This window comes from Candidatus Methylacidiphilales bacterium (genome assembly GCA_033875315.1).
GTDB lineage: Bacteria > Verrucomicrobiota > Verrucomicrobiia > Methylacidiphilales > CAZTYG01 > JANRJG01.
Genome location: JANRJG010000007.1, coordinates 18,955 through 39,015 on the forward strand (window position 1 = coordinate 18,955; position 20,061 = coordinate 39,015).

Annotated in this window: 12 protein-coding genes and 2 tRNA genes; 5 read left to right on the forward strand and 9 right to left on the reverse strand. The window is 57.5% G+C overall.

Going from position 1 to position 20,061, the window contains the following annotated elements; translation table 11 throughout:
• Positions 1–5 precede the first annotated feature (5 nt).
• The 7 genes from SFU85_02270 to SFU85_02300 all read right to left on the reverse strand — a co-directional run bounded on the left by SFU85_02270 (position 6) and on the right by SFU85_02300 (position 11,661).
• Positions 6–1,610 carry an AAA family ATPase gene (locus SFU85_02270; protein ID MDX6765595.1) on the reverse strand — a complete coding sequence of 535 codons (1,605 nt, stop codon included), beginning with the start codon at positions 1,608–1,610 and terminating at the stop codon, positions 6–8.
• Positions 1,611–1,622: 12 nt separating this feature from the next.
• A complete protein-coding gene (locus tag SFU85_02275) occupies positions 1,623–2,735 on the reverse strand; it encodes a YaaC family protein (protein MDX6765596.1) in 1,113 nt (370 codons plus the stop codon).
• Positions 2,732–6,637, reverse strand: coding sequence for a TaqI-like C-terminal specificity domain-containing protein (locus SFU85_02280; GenBank protein MDX6765597.1), 3,906 nt, complete (start codon positions 6,635–6,637; stop codon positions 2,732–2,734). Before SFU85_02280 ends, SFU85_02275 begins: the two co-directional genes overlap by 4 nt.
• A 53-nt stretch (positions 6,638–6,690) precedes the next feature.
• Positions 6,691–7,329, reverse strand: coding sequence for a hypothetical protein (locus tag SFU85_02285; protein MDX6765598.1), 639 nt, complete (start codon positions 7,327–7,329; stop codon positions 6,691–6,693).
• 390 nt (positions 7,330–7,719) lie between these two features.
• Entirely contained in the window at positions 7,720–11,070 is a 3,351-nt protein-coding gene (locus SFU85_02290; GenBank protein MDX6765599.1) for a helicase-related protein, read from the reverse strand.
• A 432-nt stretch (positions 11,071–11,502) separates the two neighbouring features.
• Positions 11,503–11,573, reverse strand: a tRNA-Gly gene (locus tag SFU85_02295).
• Between the two features lie 14 nt (positions 11,574–11,587).
• A tRNA-Arg gene (locus SFU85_02300) sits at positions 11,588–11,661 on the reverse strand.
• A gap of 214 nt (positions 11,662–11,875) precedes the next feature.
• Between SFU85_02300 and SFU85_02305 the strand changes: the two genes are divergently transcribed.
• Entirely contained in the window at positions 11,876–13,405 is a 1,530-nt protein-coding gene (locus tag SFU85_02305; GenBank protein ID MDX6765600.1) for a glycosyltransferase family 39 protein, read from the forward strand.
• Between the two features lie 71 nt (positions 13,406–13,476).
• Here SFU85_02305 and SFU85_02310 read toward each other — a convergent pair whose 3' ends face one another.
• Entirely contained in the window at positions 13,477–15,342 is a 1,866-nt protein-coding gene (locus tag SFU85_02310; protein ID MDX6765601.1) for a glycosyltransferase family 39 protein, read from the reverse strand.
• On the opposite strand from SFU85_02310, the gene SFU85_02315 reads away from it, so the two are divergent.
• Positions 15,341–16,366, forward strand: a complete 1,026-nt coding sequence (locus tag SFU85_02315; protein MDX6765602.1) for a hypothetical protein — start codon at positions 15,341–15,343, stop codon at positions 16,364–16,366. The two genes, SFU85_02310 and SFU85_02315, sit on opposite strands and share 2 nt — an antisense overlap.
• A 271-nt stretch (positions 16,367–16,637) precedes the next feature.
• On the opposite strand, the gene SFU85_02320 is transcribed toward SFU85_02315, so the two are convergent.
• A complete protein-coding gene (locus SFU85_02320; protein ID MDX6765603.1) occupies positions 16,638–17,528 on the reverse strand; it encodes a hypothetical protein in 891 nt (296 codons plus the stop codon).
• Positions 17,529–17,683: 155 nt separating this feature from the next.
• Here SFU85_02320 and SFU85_02325 point away from each other — a divergent pair, with 155 nt between their 5' ends.
• The 3 genes from SFU85_02325 (at position 17,684) to SFU85_02335 (ending at position 20,046) form a co-directional block, all read left to right on the forward strand.
• Positions 17,684–18,547, forward strand: a complete 864-nt coding sequence (locus SFU85_02325) for a transposase family protein (protein MDX6765604.1) — start codon at positions 17,684–17,686, stop codon at positions 18,545–18,547.
• 265 nt (positions 18,548–18,812) lie between these two features.
• Complete coding sequence (locus SFU85_02330; GenBank protein MDX6765605.1) at positions 18,813–19,283, forward strand: hypothetical protein; 471 nt, start codon at positions 18,813–18,815, stop codon at positions 19,281–19,283.
• Between the two features lie 4 nt (positions 19,284–19,287).
• A complete protein-coding gene (locus SFU85_02335; GenBank protein MDX6765606.1) occupies positions 19,288–20,046 on the forward strand; it encodes a hypothetical protein in 759 nt (252 codons plus the stop codon).
• The last annotated feature ends 15 nt before the right edge of the window (positions 20,047–20,061 follow it).

Here is a 20,061-nt window from a genome sequence, read left to right on the forward strand (position 1 = left end):
CTGACTCAAGGTGTTTTTGTAATTTTAGGAAATTGGTGGTCGTGGACTTTTTTTACAGTAGTGAGCGCCCCGGCGACTTCCGATGCGACTAAACCTGACGAACCAGCGTGGCTCAGTTTGTTAAGAACAGTGGATCTCATCACATCGACCTCCTTCTCCAATCCAGCGGGCACCAAGTCAGGAACCACGCTCCCCTTAGCGCGTTGCGCCTCACGTTCACGTTGACGATGCAAAATACCGTCCCATAACACACCCGCAGCGATTTTGTCCGCATCCGATTTAAAGGGGACGGGGATGCCGTGATTTTCGCATATTAGTCGAAGTTTCCACTCGAAAGCCGACCGGGCGTAAACTGCGGCCGCTTTTAGGTCGTTGTTGGCTAGGTGAGTCTTCGCGCGACTCAAGTCCGACTCCGCAGCTCGTAGCTTGGGGATGAGGTGCCCGGTGTCTTCGTCGGCAAAGAGTTCTCTGTGCAACCAGCCGTCCTTTTCCCGCAAATGGCCGCGCGCCAAATCGAACCAGACACGATCGTGGGTGAGCAGGATGATCTGGTAGTGTTTGAATGCACTGCTCGTCAGGATCTTCAAGACGGGCACTCGGTTTTGGAGTTCGAGGCCAATTAGGGCATCGTCGAGGACGAGGAAGCGTGGATATGCGGGATTAGTATAGTCGTTGTCCGATAGCCAGACGCCGGCGAGAAACAGGCAGGTCGCCAAGGCTGATAGGCGGGCCTCGTTGAGGAACTGATGATGGTTCGTTAACGACTTGCCGCGAAACTTGATCTCGGGCCGTAGCTCCGCGCCTTGAAGTTCCAACGAGCTTTTCTCCCAAGCCAAAGAGATGGGGTTAAAGGTGATTTCGAGGCTGTGATTCTCGAAGTAATTCAAGAACTCGGTGAGTTTGGTTTGGAGCTCGGGGAGTTTGGCGTTGAAGGCCTGATTGAAGGCTTGAGTGGCAGCGTTGGCTCGGCGAAGCGAGTTCTTGTAGCGCGATGTTGGTCGGGTTTCCCAGACTCGCCGCATCAGCTCGCCGAGCGTCGTCTCTCCGCCTCCAGCTACCGTCACACGTGCGCCCGCTAGGACAACGAGAGAAACAAGGTCAAAGAGCTGGGCGTCCAAACCCTTCGATTCGTTGCCGTAAATTGTGGCATGGACTGCCGGGCCACGCGCTGAGCGAGAAAGCGGACTGGTGAGGAGATGTGTCCGCAGCATCGCGCGGTAATCGACCAGTCCGGCACGGCGGGCTGCGTCCACGAGCAGGGCGCGTAGTTCCTTGGAGATCGGTGCCGTTGCCGGGTCCTTGGGTACCGGAAGGGGATGGCCGTCCGCCACATCCCAGTGGAAGGCGTGATCGTGCGCAGCGCCGGCGGCATCCGTGCCCTGGATCTGAAGCAGCACGCTCGGAGTGCGCGTCTCCGGCGAGAAGTGGTTGCGGTGTTGGGTGATGTCGTCGCCCCGCTCTTCGAAGAAGCGCTTCAGGGCGAAAAAAATGGAGGATTTGCCGGAGCCGTTCTCACCGTGGAGCAAAAGATTCTTGCCGCCATCGAGGTCGAGCTCGAAAGGTTCATCGAAGGCCCGAAATCCCTGAAGACTGATCCTCGTGATCTTCATGCCGAGCTCCTCTTACGTCTCGAAGTAGGAGATTTCGCTCCGGGTGATCTGGCTGATCATGAGAATGACAAACTGTTTCGGGGCGATCTGGAGAAACTCATCGATAACCCACCGGTATTTCTTGGTGACCAGCTTGTCGAAATCGTAGGGACGGTAGCGGACGATGGAACCGAGGTAGAACATGATCGCGTAAAGCACAGCAACCTGCGGCAGGGTGTTCTCACGCTCGAACATAACGTAGTGCAGGCTGCCGCGCGGCAGAACGAGCGTGCGAATCTTCGGCCCCACTTCCTTCTGGAGTGCAGGCAGCTCGTCTGAACTCCACCGGGTAAATGGCCGGTGAGTGCTCTCGAAGCAATGCCCGGCCATCTCCTCACCCGTATCGCCGGGGGTGACAGCCTTGAAGACAGGATCCAACTGCTTCCTCAATTCGTCGAACTTGACCGTGTCGTTGAAGTCCTCTTTGAGCAGAAAGAATCGCAGCCACAATTCGCCGCCTTTGCCGCCAGTGGCGTTGTGCTCAAGAAACTGCGGCTCGCGCAGCTTGATGAAATGGGAGTCCTCTTCAAAGGCCTTCATGAAGGCGCGATGAATTCCAAGCACCTGCCGCAGCAACGATTTGACCGACATCTTGTTCTCGCCCGCCGCGAGAGGCTGGCCTACGGCTTTGCACAGGTTCGGAAAGATTTGGTAGCGCCCGGAACCGCTGGTCAAAGCACCCCAGGCCGAGATTGTCTGCTTGTTCAATGACAGATAGCCTTCCTTGTTCTCCGCCGGGTCGCTAATCCCATGCATCCCGCCGGCGAGATTGTCCACGGCGTCGTCTCTCACAAGTAGCGTCTTGGTGAGATTCAGGAAACAGTAATACCAGAGCAGCGGGGCCGCATCCCGGTTCGCTTTTCGCGCTGTCTCGTAAAAGCTCCGGGCCTGTTCCAAGTAGGCGAGCGCATACCGGCTCTTGTTGTCGGGGAACTCGTTCTTGATGTAGAACTCGGCGTAGCTCCACGGTTCTTGCAGCGGGACCGAGTTCTGACCCGCGTAGTCGGTGGGGAAGAGACAGAACGGAACACGCGCCCCATGCACGGTCATTGGCGTTCCGTCCGTCCGTTGTTCAGTCAGTCTCATGCCTTGCCTTCGATGATCCGGACGGTGTCCAAGGTTTGGAGTTTATCGAGGGCGATACGGATGGGGTGGGCTCCGTCGTGGAGTTCTTCGAATTTCTGGCGGAGCTTGGGGAGGCGGTCCTGCTCCGGGATTTGGGTGACATCGGGGAGGTCGGCTTGGGCGACGAGGTCAAAAAGGCGCAGGCTGGCGGCGTGCAGCTCCTCCGGGAAATACAGCTCATACACCAACCCGTTCAACACCCGCTCCCAATACGCCAACATCAACGGGTCCCGCGTCGTTTGCGCAGAGGGGTTGGCGGCGAAGTGCCCGTTCAGGAGTGTCAGCACATCGACCAAAACTATTACTACGTCCGCTTCGCGGTCGGTGGCCGAAGCGATTGGGATAAGTTTGAGATATTCGCCCTTAATCTTCGGGAACGTCTTGCGGTCATCTCTAAATCGATTGGTCCAGAAAAACCGCACGCACGGGGAATTGATGATGGCGAGAAGAAGGCGTGATGTTCTTTGTGCTTCCTGCTGTTGGAGTGGGTAAATCATGAACGCTGTGTTGAGGACAGCGTGTCCGTGCCGGTCGAGTCCACCTTCCGGGTATTCGCCAATCTGTCGGACAAGCACTTTGTCCTTCGCGGAGTGAACGGCCTCGTCCCAGCACCCTCCGCGCTTGGCCGTGCGATTGAAGTAACAATACAGCCCGCCGTGGGTGACTGCGAATCTCCGAATGTCGCGTCCAGTTACGCATGGGCGGTGAAAACGAGTCATGTGCTTCTTCTGGGCCTCCCCATCGATCACGTCTCCGGGGAAATGCTTCCGATCCCGAAGCTGCATCCCAAAGTTTACGGTGGCAAAGTCCCCAAGAACCTTTCGTCCACCCTGAATTTTTTCGAGAACAGCCCCAGCATTGCTATCGCTTGGCGGCACAAGCAGCCCGTGCCCCTCGCGGAGCGAACGCTGCTCGATGGCTGAAATCAGTTCCAAACTTAGGTCTCCCGACGAAATCGCTCCTTTGTAGAACGCAACCTTCCCGCTCTCCATTGCCCCTCGTGAAAGGACGAACACCCAGTTGTTCACACTCGCTTGGAAGACGTTTTCCTCGAAACTCAAAAACTCTCTGAGTTGCGTTTCTCTGAATAGAAACTGCCGAAGGGTGGAGCAGTAGTTGTTTGTGGCGAAATTGGATGGCGTAATGAACGCAAGGGAGCCACCGCCCTTTAGCAGTTTAACGCTTCGCTCTATGAACAAGTGGTAGAGATCAATTTTGTAGGAGGCGACTTCGTAGGTGTCGCGATACAATCTCAAGAGTTTGTCGTCGCGCATCCCATCTTGAATCAGAACATACGGTGGGTTGCCGATGACGACATCGAAGCCGCTATCGATTTCTCGGGGGGCGCTGGCGGTGAGTTCGCCCTGGCCTCCTGCTTCGTTGATTAGGGTGATGTTGCCGAGTAAAGTAGCCAGAGCCTTCCCGTCGAACTTCACCCTGCCAACAGGAAGGCCAAACATCCACTCTGAATCAAAAAAGGGGGCAAACCTGTTTTGATCGTAGGGGTCCCAAGCAGCCATCATTTTTGCTGCGTCTCCGGGGAGTCCCACTCGCTTGAGCAAATCATGAAGTTCTCGACGTATTGCCGCATCCTCATCCCGGAGGCGGCGTTTATTGCGAGGGTCACGAGCATTGAAATGCTCATGCCGCACACGGGTCAATTCCACCTTCAGGCGGTTGTGCTCCGCATAGTCCTCAGGGCGGGCATCATCGAACAAGCCACCCTGCCGCTCTTTGGGTTTGGGCAAGGGTGTCAGTGTATCTGCAGCAACCAAGCGGGTCTCTAGGTTAGGTAGTGGGCGGACGCCAAGGTTAGAGGCCGAGGGCTCGACCTTCTGGTCCACGACAAGGGAAATAAAGAAACGAAGTTTCGCGATCTGGGTGGCGACGGGCTGGATGTCCACGCCATAGATGCAGTTCTCGATGAGGTAGAGTTTCCTAGCGAAATCTAGGGCGTGGTAGCGAGTGTCGAAGGATTTCTCGATGTCGGCGATACGGGCGTCGCATGCGGCAATCTCCTCGGCCTTGGCCCCGGCCTCTTGCAGGAGTCCCTGGTAGCGGCGGGCCTCAGTGAGGCGGTCGCGTTTCCAGGATTCGTTGTTGGGGTCTAGTTTCTGGAGTAGATCGACGAGGCGGTGGAGGGCGCCCATGGGAAAGGCCCCAGAGCCGCAGGCAGGGTCGAGGATTTTGACCCGACCGATGGCGGCGATGAGGGCATCGCGGGTATCGGGCTTGATTTCCTTGAGGGTGGCCTTGTTGGAGAAGAGGTCGTCCAGGGCGCCCTTGCAGCGGGGCACCTGAGTGGCTAGGTAGGACTTGAGGGCCTCATCCACCATGTAGCTGACGATCTCGCGCGGGGTGTAGAAAGCGCCGAAGGCTTTCCTCGCGGTGGTGCGGGTGTCCTCGTTATAGGAGGCGAGAAGGTTTTCGAAGACCTTGCCGAGCAATTCGGGATCGAGGGCGATTTCCTCCTCCAGCGGGGTGTTTTCCTCGATGGTGAACTTGTAGCGGGAGAGGATTTCGATGAGGCCTCGGACAGTCGCTTTTTTCGAGCGGGCCGACTTTTTGTCCTCCTCGCCGTAGTCCTTGGAAAGATTCACCGGACGCGGGGGTCCGAAGAAGAGGTCGTTGGGTAGATGACAGGTCAGCTTGGGATTATCGGAGAAGCCGTCGAGGATGGTGTTGTCGGTCTTCTTGCCAGTTTTGTCATCAAGGCAGTCAAAAAGACCTCCATTGAGGAAAGGAACCCGTGTGGATAGCGCGGTCCAGTCGGATACCTTTTTGAATGCATCCTCATAACGCCAAAGGTTGGTGATTCCGAAGTTGGGGTCGTAGCGCTCGCCTTCCTTTTTTTTCTCCCGGAATCCGCGTTGTTCAGGCGGCATATTGAGGGTGCCAAAGAAGAGGTTTTGCAGGATGGCGTGGTAGTAGGCGGGCGAGGAGTCGGGTTTCTTGGGATCGCGGGAGGGATGGAAATCTTTGAGCAGGTCTTGAAGGCAGTGCTCGCGGAAGAGATCGGAGGGGATAAGGCGTTTCTCAACGAGGAACCACGTGAAGATGACGCGGGTGAGGAGGCGGATGAGGAAGAGGGATTTCTCCTGCTCGGTGTCACAGTGGAGCGGGAGGCGAATGGTGCCGTCTTCGACTTGGTGGTGGGCCCAGAAATACCAGTCAGCGATCTCTTGGTAGAACTTATTCGAAAGCGCGTAGGAGCCGAGGCGCTTCTGCCAGGCTTCATGCAGGGAAACGAAGCTGTGGAAACAGAAGTCTTCTGCGAGATGGGGAATGGAAAAATCCTGGAGGATTTCCAGATGGGCGCGGATGGGGTCGTTGAAGGCGATGTCCTTGATGAGGGTGACTTTTTCGAGGACGTCCTTGGATGTGTCGCGCTTGTGGAGGCGGCGGTGGATGATGCCAAGGGAGATCCGTTCTCCGTGCCGGAGCAAGACCAAGGCGGGCATGGGCAGAGGCTTGTTGATGGCGCGGACCAGGGTAGAGAGGGCCGTGCGGGTGTAATCCCCCGGAGGCAACTCGGCGGCGAAAAACAAATATGACTCGATGCGCGTGTCCTGGACCTTCCGTGGGTCGTCGTGCATCTCCTGCTGACGGGTCAATTCCGTTTCGGTGAGCTGGAAGAGGAGATGGAAGCCACTGAGTGTAGCGAGGGCTTCGTTGTCTCGATCGGTCAAGCGATTGCCGGGGTCCAACTGTGCGCGGAATGTTTCCACTGATGCCAGGGGAAGCGTGCGCTCGGAGGCGTAGCCAAGGACGCCAAAGAAGCGGCGGGCGGCGTCGGCCAGGGGCACCGACGCGAAATCCCGGAGGGCGGCTTCGATTTGGGGGCGGAGGTCGGTGGAGGGCATGGGGGGGGAAGAAGTTTTAAGTCTAAAGAATTAAGGTTTATGTTGGGCTAATTTCAGAGGGGGTCGTCTTCAGGGAATTCGATGCCGACTTCGGCGAGTTTCAGGGCGGCCCAACTGCCCCTGCGGGCCAGGGAGATGTAGGGATCGATCACCGCCAATTCGCCGGTTTCTTCCATGCGCACCACGTTCTCATCGTGGAGGTCGTGGGACAAGACTCCGGTGTGGGGTTCGTAGTAGGCGAAGTAGCCATCATCGATGGTGTCGCCGTATTTGAGTTGAACCGGGGCAAAGCCGATTGCCGCCATCAAGTCGTTGATTTCTTCCTTGGTGACGGGTGGTTTTTCCATGTCGATGCGGACATGGGGTTGGGAAAGGACCGGGGCCAGGTCCTTGGATTTAGGATGGATGGAAAAACCTTCAAGGCGGTAGGCGGTTTCCGGGAAGAGTAGGTTGTGCAGGCGCATGCGGACGAGGTATTCGCCCAGCAGGCTGTCATTGACCCCATGGTAGAGGCGCTTGAACCAACGGTTGGTGGTTTCGTCAAAGTAAACGTGGTGTTCGGCGCCCCCCAGTTGTTCCTGGGCAGACCAGCGTGCGGTGAAGTCATCATGGTCCCAGATAAAACCCTGAGACTCCGCCCATATACGGAGGGCTTTACGTCCGGCCCGGTCCACCGGGCGGAGGCGGCTCAATGAGACAAGAGATTCCGGGAGCTTTGGGATTTCAGAAAACGGTAGCCCTTGAGCGCCTGAGCGGTAGTGGTGGTCCGCTGTGTTGAAATTGAGGCCACCGTGGCTTTCTTGGAGATCCGTGGGTGATTCGAGGCCAGCACGAAGGAAAGCTTCGATGATTTTTTCGACGGGGTGGCCTGCATAACGTCCCTTTAGCCTAAGTTCAAGGGCCTGACGGGTCAAGTTCGGCCCTTGGGGTGCGTCAATACCCTCATTCATACCCTTATTCCGAGTTACTACCCTTATTCCCCCGGTAGGTCCAGCGGGCACCGAGGTCTTTTCCCTGACATAAATGCCAAATGCAGCCCATGGGCAGGGCAAGACGAAGCAGGCGTTGATTGCGGAAGGATTTCATGGGTTCTGGATCACCAGCCAAGTGACGAGTTCGAGGTCGTCGCCATCGGCGCCGGGGGTTTCAGAGGCCGTGGGCAGGACGGCCCCTCGGCTGGAAAGGAGACTGGTGGCGGCGCGTTTTTGGAAGGTGCGCGTGATGCCAGCGACGGCTTTTTTGGCGAGATCGGAGTAGAGGCCCATGTCGGTCCCGTTTTTTGTGCGGGTGTCGAAAAGTTCGCAAAGTTGGTCGTGGGCGGAAGTCTGGCCCGCGGCGAGTTCCCGGAAAAGCTGGAGGATGGCTTTGGGGGCAGCAAAGGAATACTGGATGTCCCCGCTCTCCAGGACATAGACGAGGAAGTAGGGGTGGAGTGGGTTGATCTTCTCGGAGTCTTCGGCTTTCCCGCCTTTCCCGCAATGCCGGAAGCAGAAGATCACGCCGGGGTGGCATTTAGGAAGTGACGAATCGACCGGCACGACGGCGTAAAGGCCGGACTCGGCACGCTGGAGGGCATCCTCATTGGCCTTGAGGTAATCGAGCAGGTCCAGACGGAAATCATCGAGGGAGAAGTCGGCCAGGGTGACGCCTTCGTCATTGAGGTCTTCCAGATCGAACACTTCTTCCTGGAGGCGTTTGAGTTGCTTGTTGCGATAGTTGAGGTCGGCAGAAATGAGTTCGTCCACTTGCTCGGTGTTGAGAAGGTTGTCTTCGGCCGAGGCGGTGAGATCGACAAGGGCCATGCGGGACTCGACGCGTTCCTTGACCTTGAGGTAGGCGTTGAGGTCCTTGGTGGGCCAGAAATTGACCAGCCGGACGCGGTGGTGGCGGGAGCCGATGCGGTCGATGCGGCCGAAGCGCTGGATGATGCGGACGGGATTCCAATGGATGTCGTAGTTGATGAGGAAATTGCAGTCCTGGAGGTTCTGGCCCTCGCTGATGCAATCGGTGGCGATGAGGAGGTCAATCTCCGGCCCGGCACCCTGGGCGCGGGACTTGGAACGGGGGGAGAAGTTCCGGAGGATGGACTCGAAGTCGTTCAGCCCGGTGGAGGTGCGGGTTTCGGTGCCGGCGACGAGGGCGGTTTCCACGCCGAAGGTGTCCTTGGCCCAGGCCGCGAGTTCGCCGTGGAGGTAGCGGGCGGTGTCGGCAAAGGCAGTGAAGAGGATGACCTTCCGGATCGGCTCTCCTTCCTTGTTGAGATCCGGGTTGGTGAAGTGCGCGGTGAGGAGCGTCTTGACGGTCTGGAGTTTCTGGTCGCGCGCCGGCTTGATCGGCTTGGCTTCGTCGCAAAGGTACTGGAGCTGGGTGCGGTCCTCGTTGAGCGCTTTGCGCCACTTGGGGATGTCGATATGGCCGAGGTGAATGCGGTGGCGTCCGCCGATCTTGAAGGCTTCGGGATCGGTTTCCCCGTCGTCCACATCGTCGACCTCGGGTTCGACCACGTCGAAATCGATCTCGGGATGGGCATCACGGTGCTCCTCAAATGCGGCCAGTTTGGTTTCCAGCTTGGTGATTTTATCGAGCGTGCGCTGGAGGGTGAGGCGGAAGGAATCGATGGAGGACTCGAGGCGCTTGAGGAAGTTCACCTTCATCATGGCGATGAGGATGCGTTCGCGGCCTTCCTGGTTGAAGTTGCCGATCTTGCGCTCATAGGCGGCGTGGGTTTCGGCGGGCAGGTCTTTGCGGAGGTGGGCGCTCGGGTGGTAGAGTGCGAGGTTCAGCTTGGAAATCTCCGCATCGAGCTGCTGGAAGGTGGGGAACCTGCCGAGGGTATCGATCTCGGGGTATTCGGAATGCGGTTTCTCGCGGTGGGGGAAGCCGCCGAGGTGCTCCATCTCGGCCTTGTAGTGACGCTCGATCTGGCGGCGGCTGCGGGCGATGCTGAGGGCATCCAGGAGGGTGAAGAGGTCGCCGCCGAGCTTGAGGAGGAGTTCCTTGCTGCTGCGCTGGTCGGCGGGGAGCTTGGCCCAGCGGGTGAACTCGGCCTGGGCTTTGCGGGTGGTCTCGAAGATGCTGGGGATTTCGAGGTTCTTCTCGAAGGCGCGGTCGGCGGCGGCGTTGGCTGATCGCTCGCGCCGGGCGACATCGCCGCCTGCGATGAAGCTGATCTGGTTGCGGAGGTCGGCGAGGTAATTGTTGACCGGGGTGGCCGAGAGCAGGAGGACGTGGCTGCGGATGCCCTTCTGGATGATGTCCTGCATCAGGCGCTCGTAGCGGGTGCGGCGTGGCCTGCCGTCCGGCGTTTCCGTGCCGACGGCATTGTTGCGGAAGTTGTGGGATTCGTCGATGACGATGAGATCGTAATTGGAGGGGAGACTGGCGAGATCGATCGGTCCTCGCTGGCCCTTGGTGAAGCTGAGGTCGGTGTGGGCGAGAATGTGGTAATTGAAACGGTCCTTGGCGAGGATGTTGTCGGCGGAACCATGGGCGAGCCAACAGTTCCAGTTGTTCCAGAGTTTTTTCGGGCAGAGAACCAGGATGCTGGAGCCGCGATCTTGGTAATACTTGATGACCGCGAGGGCTTCGAAGGTCTTCCCGAGCCCGACGCTGTCGGCGAGGATGCAGCCCCGGTAATCGCGCAGGCGGCGGATGGCTCCACGGACCCCGTCTTTTTGGAAGGAAAAGAGTTTCTGCCAGATTTGGCTGTCGAAGAGGTTGGTTTTGTCCAACTGGAGATCGGCGTCGGTGTTTTCGTCCAGGAATCGACGGAAAACGTGGTAGAGGGTCAGATAGTAAATGAACTGCGGCGATTGGTTGCCGTAGAGGCGTTCCAGATGTTTGAGGACCTCATCCTTCACGTCCGCCACCTGGGCGCTATCATTCCAAAGTGCATCAAACCAGGCGAGCAGGTCCTTCCGGTCGTAGGTGGAGTCGAGGATGATGTTCAGTTCGGTGTTGTTGCGGGTGGGGGAAAGGCCGAGGCCCGGGACGGTGAAATTGCTGCTGCCGAGTATGGCCTGAGCCTCATTCCCTTTTTCAGGGAGCACATGGTACATCTTTCCGTGCAGGAATCCGGATTGGACTACGGAACGGATTTCGACCTGCTGTCGAATCCAATCCGCGCAGGCGCGGGCTTGGGGGCGTTGCTGCAGGGCATTGCCGATGCTCAGTCCGTTTTCGGTCAATCGGAAGTGCTTGGAATCGGCCTTGTCCGCGTCGACCAAGGACACGAAGGAGGGTTCACCAAAGAGAAAACGGAGCTTGCCGGCCTGCTCGAGCACATCGCGCAGGGCATAGTAGGCGTGAACAGTGAAATACGCGGAGACGAAGGAAAGTCGTGAGCCGGGATGGATGGCCTGCCGTAGAAAGTCTGCGGCAGATCCCCGCGTCTGGTTGTCGCGGAGGTTGGAGTGGTTCGGGGGCGTGGACATTTACTTGAGCAAGAAGCCTGTAGGTTAAGTCCCTACACTAGTTTTCCAAGCTTTCCTTGGCTGTATTGGTTTGCTTGTGACGAAGGTGGTCTGCCCACTGGGATAGCAGTCTCGCTTCGGGGTTAGCGAGGGTTGTATTTCTTTTAGGCCTGCGGCGATCCGTCTTCGCTGGAAGCTACGACGCGATCAAAAAAATAGAAAAATGCGGCGATCCGCCGTCGCCGAGGCTATGGCGGGACAGGAAGGGAATCGAATTATTCTTGGGCTTTGCCCAAGGCTCTGCGGAGCGGTCCTTCGGACCATGGCCACTTCGTTTTACGTTCGCTTGGCGAATGGCAGGCTCGCTTCGGATCAGCGAGGGTTGTTTTACCTTTAGGCCTGCGGCGATCCGTCTTCGCTAGTAGCTACGACGCGATCAAAAAAATAGAAAAATGCGGCGAGAGGGAATCGAACCCTCGCTTCTAGCTTGGAAGGCTAGAGTCCTACCATTAAACGACCGCCGCGAAAACTTGGCCTGCGCACCCGAAAGGACTCGAACCTTTAACCTTCTGATCCGTAGTCAGATGCTCTATCCAATTGAGCTACGGGTGCCGAATCGAGCCTGAAAGATTAATGAAACCGGCCCGAGGGCGCAACCCCGAATTTGGGCATGTCCGTCATGGGGTAAACCGCAGGGCTCCTGGGATATTCCCCGGTCCTGGTGGCTTGGCAGGCTTGGCACGGCCGGAAAGCGAAGGACCTGGCAAAAGGGTTTCGGGTTTCAACTGGGATTTTACATCGCCTTCGCCCGTGTTTAATGTCGAGGATGTTGTGCGTGGATGGGCCATTGACCAAAAAGACCGGCCTCGATGGGGTTCTGGTTTTTTGTCTGGTTCTGGTCTTTTTGGGACAGGGTTTTGATTTGGGCCGTCGGATCGTCTGGACGGCCTGGGACAGTCACTACACCGCGGAGCGCAGCCGACAAGTGGGGGTGTCGGGGGATCTCTTGGACATCCGTCAGAATGGTTATTCCGATCAAGCCAAACCGCCCCTGCATTATGGGCTGACGGCCATGGCCCTGGGGTGGATTCCCGATCCCGAGTCCGCCCTGATTTTTTGGCCGCTGGTTTTCGGCGCGGCGGTCTTGCTCTTGTCGTGGGTTCTGGCCCGACAGGTCATGCCCGGGAACAGGACGGCAGCCTGGCTGGCGGTGGTCCTGCTGGCCTCGCATTTTGTTTTTCTGCATTCTTCTTCTACTGCGCTGTTAGATACCGGGATGACAGCTTTCCTGCTCTTGACCGTGGTGGGTTATGAAGGGGCGCGGCGATATCCCTTGTATTGGTGGCTGGTTTGGCTGGGAATCGCCCTGGGGTTTGTCCACAAGCTGCCGCTGGGATTGCTCTATCTGGCTTTGGCTGTGGGGGTCGAAAGGTTTTGCGGGCGGGAAATCCCCCGGCGCGGACCTCATTTTGTCTGGGCCAGACTGCTGGGGGTCGGGTTGGCGCTGGCCTGGTTGCTCTACCAAGTGTTGCGGCATGGCCTGCCCTTTCTCCGTTACTTCTATTCCACCCAGATGGTGGAGCGGATCATCTCGGAGAAGCCCGATCGTTGGCAGAGTTTCTGCCTGACGGTCTGGCATTTCTTTCAATCCGGACCTTTGCTGGTGGTTTTGCCGCTGGCGGCGTTGGTTTATTGGGGGTGGCAGCGTGGGAGGGCCGCCGGCCGGGACTTGAGTGCGACGGCGTTATGGGCTTTCGGTTGTTCTGTTTTTGTTTTGGTGTTCCTGCCGGGTATGGACAGGTACCTGCTGGCGGCCATGCCGTTTTTAGCCGTTCATGCGGCGGGATTTTGGGCCGACCTCTCACCACGTTTCCGTTTGTCCCGGGTCCTGTGGGTGGGCCTGGTTGTGGTGTTGGCTTTGGGCTATGCGGGTGTGTGCCGTCAGGCATTTTTGGAGGCACCGCCGGAGAAAAATCGGAGCATCCGGATGCATTCCGAAAGCTCGGCCGACCTGGGACGCGCGGTCCGCCGGCTTCGCACGGCGGATTGGCCGGTCGTGGTCTTGGGAGCCGGTCAGCTACCCAGCTATTGCGTTTCGGCTTTGGCCTTCCACACGGCCTCACCAGATCCCTTGCACTTTTGGGAAGTCGACGGGCAAGGAAGGCATCTCACGGAGATTCCGGGTTCTTTACTCGAGCCCGGCCGGGAAGTTTTATTGGTGGATATCGGTGGGTCAGGTGGGCCGGGAGGGCCCGCCGGGTTCGAGTCGATCGAGCTTTTGCAGGCGATCGGCCCCGATCGTATTTTCCGGGCGAAGCTGGGCCGGACCGTTCCTTACCGCATGTTTCACTTTTGATCGCAAAAAGCCGCCAGGCGATCTCTGAACAAGTGATCAGGTGATCAAGCGGTCTGGCGGCCAGGTTGCTGTCAGCGGTTGTGCAGGACCACGCGGGTGCCGCTGCGGGCGAAGGGTTCCATGTCCGCCGGGAATCCCAGCAGGGCCCGCCATTCCTCCAGTGTGGTTTCTTCGGCAATGAGAAAGACCTCGCCCGATTTCCAGGCTTCGGCCACACCCGCGCGGTCGAGGTAGAGTTCCCTCCCGATCTTCAGGCTGCGGGTGGCGTATTCGTATTCCACCGGGACATTGACCCAGTGGACGGGCCGGTCGAGGTAGAAGAAGAGGCTGGAGGCCAGATTGGGGTAACCGTCGTAGATGACTTTGGCGTCCCGGCCGGCGCGCTCACGAATCGATCGGGCGGAGTTTTCCAGGGAGAAGTATTCCTCCTTCACGGAGAATCCCTGGACCATCATGAGGTAGGGGACGATCATGGTGGCGGCCAGGGCCATGCCCGCGGCTGGCAATTGGCGCCGGAAGGAAAGGAAGGCGGCCACCGTGCCGCCCACGGCCAGACTGAGGCCGGTGTTTTTGAGGAGGGGGAAGAATTCCTTCCAGGCACCGAGGGAAAATCCCTGGAGTGCGGTCCAGAGGTGGTCCCGTTCGACGATGGGCAGGATGTTCACGTGGAGGTCGTCCTGAACCGTGCCCAGCCAGAGGGCGGCGACCACCCCGATCAGGCCGGCGAGGGCGATGAGGCTGAAAGGCAGGATGAAATACCAACGGGAGATGCGGTAGGGGGCCAGCCAGGGCGTGGCCAGGAGAACGGCCACGGCACCCCAGGAGGACATGGTGTAGTAGTCCTGCCGGGCGGAAAAGCAGGTGGTGACGAAGGTGAAGGCAAACCAGAGGAGAAGGTAGTGGTGAGAGAAGGTGAAGGCCTCGTTGGATTCCCGGCGGTGCTTCTGCCAGAGGGCCAGGGCGGCGGGCAGGAACATCATGCCGGGCATGAGCATGAAGAAGTGTTGGAGGATGTAGACCAGGAGGTCGACCTGGTTGGAACTGGGGGGCCAGCGTTTGTCGATGGCGTGGCCGATCTGTTCGTTGACCAGATGGTCGAGGAGGAACCCGGGGTAGCGGACTTCGACGGCCAGATACCAGGGAAGCAGCAGGAGGAAAAAGACCGTGATGCCCCAGGGATGGAGCAGGCCGCGCCAGAAGGGGCGGGAGGGCTTGGACACCAGGGCCATGACGGCGGCGGCACCCAGGGGCCAGAGGGCGGCGTGCAGGCCCTTGGTCAGGCAGCCCAACCCCATGAAGATCCAGGCGGCCAAAAACCAATGCCTTGCCTGGTCCGGCCGCCATTTGGCCCGGAGGAAGGCCCAGACCGTCAGGGTGACGAAGAAGGCCATGAACGGTTCCGGCATGATGACGTGGGAGAAGACCATGAAGCCGATGGCGCTTCCCAACATCATGCTGGAGTAAAGGCCGAAGTCCGGGCCTCCGACACGTTTGCCGAGGAGGTAGACAGCCAGGAGCCAGGCCGCGGTGGCCAGGGCCTGGGGCAGGCGGGCGGCGAATTCGTTGACCCCGAAGAGCTTCACGGAAACCATCATGGTCCAGTAGACCAGCGGGGGTTTCTGGAACCGGGGGACCCCGTTGTTGGTCGGGATCAACCAGTCCTGGCGCTGGAGCATCTCGCGGGCCGCCCCGGCGTACTGGCCCTCGGTTTCGTCGTAGATGACCGGGTGGAAGCAACCGACCACCAGAATGAACAGCAACACCGCGGCCAGAAGAAGGAAGCGGCGGAAGTCGGACGGATCAGGCCAGAAGGATGAGATGGAGCGGGAAAGAAAGGTGGCGTTCATGAATGGGAGCGGAACGGTCTGCCAGAATTTGCCGGCGAGCACAACCGCAACATTGACCTTCGGGACATTTGCCCTAAGAGAATCGGACATGCGTTTCATTCCCATTTTTCTGGTGCTGTCGGCAATCCTGGCCGCGACCGGGGCCAGTCGTCTGGCGGCTGCGGATGCCCTGGACGAAATCCAGCGTTACTCCGGCATCCGCAATGTGGATCCGGCCAAATTGGCGGCGGGCCAAATCGTGGGAACCCGTATCCCCGCCGAGGGTTCGGATCTGACCATATCCGTCGAAACCCTTTATGCCCTGCCCCTGACTCCGGAGCAGGCGGTGCGTCGCATGGTTGACAGCGATTCCGCCACCCAGGCCCAGGCCAGTGAAACCCTCGATCTGGAGGGGCATTTCCCCGTCCGGGTTCCGGCCCAGGAAGCCGATTTTGCCCGCTTGGTCATCTCCCCAGAAGACGGTCTCGGCCGGGCCCTGATCAAGGCCAGTGCCAGTGGGAGTGGGCTGAATTTGAATGCGGTTGAGGCCAAGCTGCTGGCCGATGCGCCGGACCCCGCCTCCCTTTCCGGGGCTTGGAGAAAAATGCTCGCCGAACGGGCGCGGACCTTCCAATCACGGGGATGGGTCGGCAGCCCGGCCTACGACAACGGTGGACGCGGGTTCAACATGCACCAGGAAATGGTCCGTCTGCTCAAGGCCCAGCCCGCCCTCCTGGAGCGTTTCAAAGACAGCATCGGCGCGGCCATGACCGCCAAACTGGCCCCCGGCATGGAAACCCCGTCTTATTATTGGGAAACGTCCCGAATCCAAGGCGACCGGACCTTCACCCTGGCCGCCGTCTTCAACCGTCGCTTGGAGGATGGTTCCTTCCAAGTGGTGGAGCCGACGTACTACGTCAGTTCGAAGTATTACACCTCGCTCATCCTCTATGAGGTCCGCCCGGCGGTCTTCAACGGTGTGCCGCACAGCGTGGTCTGGCGGGGGGATTTCGTCATCACCCCCTCGATCAATTTCCTCAAGGGCATCGAGCGCATTGCCGCGGAAAACATCACCCTCATCGAGGTGAAGAAATCGGTCCAGTCGTTCATCGAGGAATGCCGCACGGCCAAGTAGCCGCGGCAGCTTTCGGTTTCGCAAAAGCTTCAGCGATTTAAAAAATTGCCATAGCCCATATTAGAACTGGCTTGCCGAGCCGTCTTGTCTCGCCGTAACGGGTGAAGGCGGAAGCTTACAGACGGATCCAAGAAGCCCGACTTCGTCCCGCATCCTGCGGGACTACGTCTGTATGCGGACCTGATAAGTGAACTCAAGTCGGACGCATAAATGAACTAAACTTGGTCAGATTAGTGATAATTTACCTCTGAAGGCCGGGTTCACTGTACCCCTAGTCAGTTTCCATTTTTACTGCGTCGGGGTTGGATTTATTGATGGTAAGTCTGGCATAAACCGCACCAGTATCCGGGTGTCTTAGCACTTTTGTATTCGCTGAAATTACGGGCTCACAACCCCACGGGTTCCATGCCGATATCCCCTTTTGGGCCGCACAGTCCAGATATTGTTGGTCCATAGTCAGAACAATGGGTTTGATGCCTTTGGGTAGTTTCGTGGCGTAAGCGCACAACACATAGGCGTCTGCACCCTTCCTGTTTCGGGAACTGTTAAAGGCAGCCAGCTTATAAGCTGAGAACGGCGGAGGCACGATATCCACCATTGCTTGCAGTGCCGAATTCAAATCGTCCAATCGCCGCGACTGACATTGTTTAAGATCTGCGATTGACCTGAATAACTGATCGTAATCCGGTGTTAGAAGCTTAATTTCTCCACACGCGATAGCCCTTCGCAAAAGGGTGCGGCATCCATCTGAAGTGGAAACCGGCTTTGTCAGCAGGGCATACAACAATATTTTGGATTCTACCAGAAACACATAACTTTGACTTTTTCTGGGTATATACTGCGTCTGCGCCGTTATGGGAGCATGATCCTTTCCTTCCAAATTCAGTTCTGATCCAATTCCAAACCATTCGGCGTACCCTATTCGTGCTGGACGAGTAGCACAAAAACTCAACGCAGCACTGATACACTTGGCGCCAGGCACCCCGAGCGTTTTTACAAGTGTATCCAACTGCGAACAGAAGTCCGGATCCGTGCGCATGTTGATGGCTTGGGCGCCCCCCTGCTTGGGAATATGAGCTGCTATAACACCCAACCTGCCCTGAGGCGTGGCAGGGATTGATGCGAGGAATAGGTTTGTCTTTTCCACGCAGGTCTTGATCAAACGGCTATTTGTTAAGTTTTCCCCCAGGGCCTTTCGCGCAAGGGGCAAAGCTGTCTTATGAAGCCTGTATGTAGTCATCTGAGGGCATAAATAAGCCAACGTAAGCCATTTTGGAAGAATTTTACAGGACAGGTCCCGAGAGCCTTTTACCCTGCGTGAAACGAGATACATCTCAACCCGAAGACCTCGCCCAGAAATTCAAGGCCGCCTGCGCCAGCGCCAAGGCGCGGCTGCACTACGGCATTGCCCAGATTCACGAGCAATTGCAGCAGCTTTGCCCTGGCGAGCCTATTACAACGGAAGCGTTGTTTCGAAACTGCCTGGCAATCCTTTCTGACAGAGTCTCCTTTAGCAAAGTCTATCGCGTGCAGAAACGCATCGAGGTTATTGCCAAATCTGGGCGCACCCCGCTGATCACGGATTTTATCGAAAAAAGGGGCACCTATGACCGTGGCGGTAAAAGAATCCCGGACGAGACTTTTTTGAAAGCATGGCTTATTGCGGAAACCATGCGTCGGCGAAAAAACGGAACCATGAGAACGGTTGCAGAAAAGATCCTCAGGGGCCTGTTGAAGCCTGGTCAACGTATGGTGTCTGCGAGGTCGGTAAGACGAAGAATACGGAAAATACTCATGGACCCTAAATACGCACAATTGCTGCAGAACAAGATCGAAAAGGAATTACCCAAATTGCCCGGTAATAACATGATCCCGGGGGAACACTGGGCCACGGACACCTACGCTTTAAACATCAAAGCGTTGGATTATCGAGGAGGCCAGGGCGAGCTGAAGGTCACGGAAATAGTAGACATAGGCAGCCTCTGTGTACTTTCGGCGGTCGTCACTGTCGGCGAACCCAATGTGCAGGCTGTTGTGCTTGCCCTACTTATGGCCATGGAGCCTTTACCCTTGTTTGAATACCGCTTGATTCCCAAATCCCTCCGAACTGATAGGGGTTCCGTTTTTACTTCAAGGGAATTCCAGGCTCGACTAGCCGCGATGGGTATTATGCATTCCTGACGCCGGCCCATTGTCCCCGTGCCAACTCTGCCTCAGAGAAAAGCCATAAAAGGACTCTGGGACAGTTGCACTTTGCGCATGACCCATTAAAGGAAAGCCGCGACCAACGTCAGTCCAGCCTCAATGAAGTCCTTGGCGATAAACCGATGCACACCCAGCTTATCCTCGAATCATTGGAGGCGACAATTCTTCAACTAAATTTGAGACCAACAAGCAAATTCGGGGGGGTGTCTCCGGCACGGGTTCTTTTGAATCAAATCAAATCATGAAAAATTCCGCCAATTTCTTGGGTGTGCTCCAGAATTCTTTAATCTCGATGCAAGTGCCCGTCAAGGCCCACCGAATCGGCTTGCTTGGAAATGCCGTGCAATATGTGGTCCCTAAGCATATTGCCGGCGATGTGACGATAAACCAACCCGCATGGTGGCAGTCCGTTCAGCATTTCGGCCCCATCCTTGAGGCTTCTGTTGGACAGCATGTCTTTCTAATCGTTAACATCAGATCTCAGGACGATCCCGAACTGAAAAAAGTCACGCCTGACTATTTGGAAGACTGGAAATACTGGCGCAAGCGGCAGGGGCTTGTCGTTTTTGCCCATCGCCGGGACCTGCCCGTAACCCACGAGGGTGGCTTCACAAGGCCTGGCAGGAGTGAGCCGGCGGCTAAACCAGCGGAAGTCTCCAAGACCAAGAAGCGGGCACCCAAAACACGCAAACTCAAAAAGGCAAAGGTTTAACGCCATGGACATCATAATCACCAGTTTAGTCGAGGACACCCTAAGGTATGCCCGGAGCATCTATGGCTCAGGGTGTATGGGTCAGGTGGTGGGTGCTATCGATGCGGGCAAGACCACGGCCATGCTCTATGCGCAGAAAAAGCTGGAGACCCAACACAAGGATCCCGTCATCTGGGTGCGGGGTTGCTCGGATACTCCACGTATATATATGCTCCACGAGCTGTTCCGAGCCATTTCAGGGCGGGATTCCGACAGAATGTCCATGAATCCGTCGGATATGTTGAGGAGAATTGTTTCTGCCGGTCAAAAGTGCGGGTGCAAGTTGATCATAGTCGATTTTCACAGTCTGGTCATGGAGCCAACCGTATTCGAGTTGCTTGAGGTGATGGATTGTTTTCGTCAAGCCCAGGTTCCCGTGGGAATGCTCGTAGCATCCATGCAAATTCGCCAGGGTATGATGCCCTTTGCGAACAGCTACGCGGGGAACACGCTCCTGCGAGCGCCATTGTTTTCGTCTCAATACTCAACACGGCGCGAAATTGCCAGCGTGCTTCGTGCCGTTAGTGGGAATTTTTCGGGTTTCTGTGCCCGTGTGGACCATCAGGAGGCAGATGCCCTGCAGGTACTCCAGAAGCTCATTGAAGCAACCGAGGGTGCCATGGGTCGGGTCATTCGACTCGCCGGGCCTGCCGCAGAAGGAAAAGTAGCACTCTCCAATCGGGAGGTGTTGGCTCTGGTTACTAAGGGCGCCGAACCGTTTTGAGGCCTGCTTGCGGGA

Bases quoted from the DNA above. Each gene is read 5' to 3' on its own strand.
- SFU85_02270 (MDX6765595.1), bottom strand. From the start codon at position 1,610: ATGAAGATCACGAGGATCAGTCTTCAGGGATTTCGGGCCTTCGATGAA.
- SFU85_02275 (MDX6765596.1), bottom strand. From the start codon at position 2,735: ATGAGACTGACTGAACAACGGACGGACGGAACGCCAATGACCGTGCAT.
- SFU85_02280 (MDX6765597.1), bottom strand. From the start codon at position 6,637: ATGCCCTCCACCGACCTCCGCCCCCAAATCGAAGCCGCCCTCCGGGAT.
- SFU85_02290 (MDX6765599.1), bottom strand. From the start codon at position 11,070: ATGTCCACGCCCCCGAACCACTCCAACCTCCGCGACAACCAGACGCGG.
- SFU85_02305 (MDX6765600.1), top strand. From the start codon at position 11,876: ATGTTGTGCGTGGATGGGCCATTGACCAAAAAGACCGGCCTCGATGGG.
- SFU85_02315 (MDX6765602.1), top strand. From the start codon at position 15,341: ATGCGTTTCATTCCCATTTTTCTGGTGCTGTCGGCAATCCTGGCCGCG.
- SFU85_02310 (MDX6765601.1), bottom strand. From the start codon at position 15,342: ATGTCCGATTCTCTTAGGGCAAATGTCCCGAAGGTCAATGTTGCGGTT.
- SFU85_02330 (MDX6765605.1), top strand. From the start codon at position 18,813: ATGAAAAATTCCGCCAATTTCTTGGGTGTGCTCCAGAATTCTTTAATC.
- SFU85_02335 (MDX6765606.1), top strand. From the start codon at position 19,288: ATGGACATCATAATCACCAGTTTAGTCGAGGACACCCTAAGGTATGCC.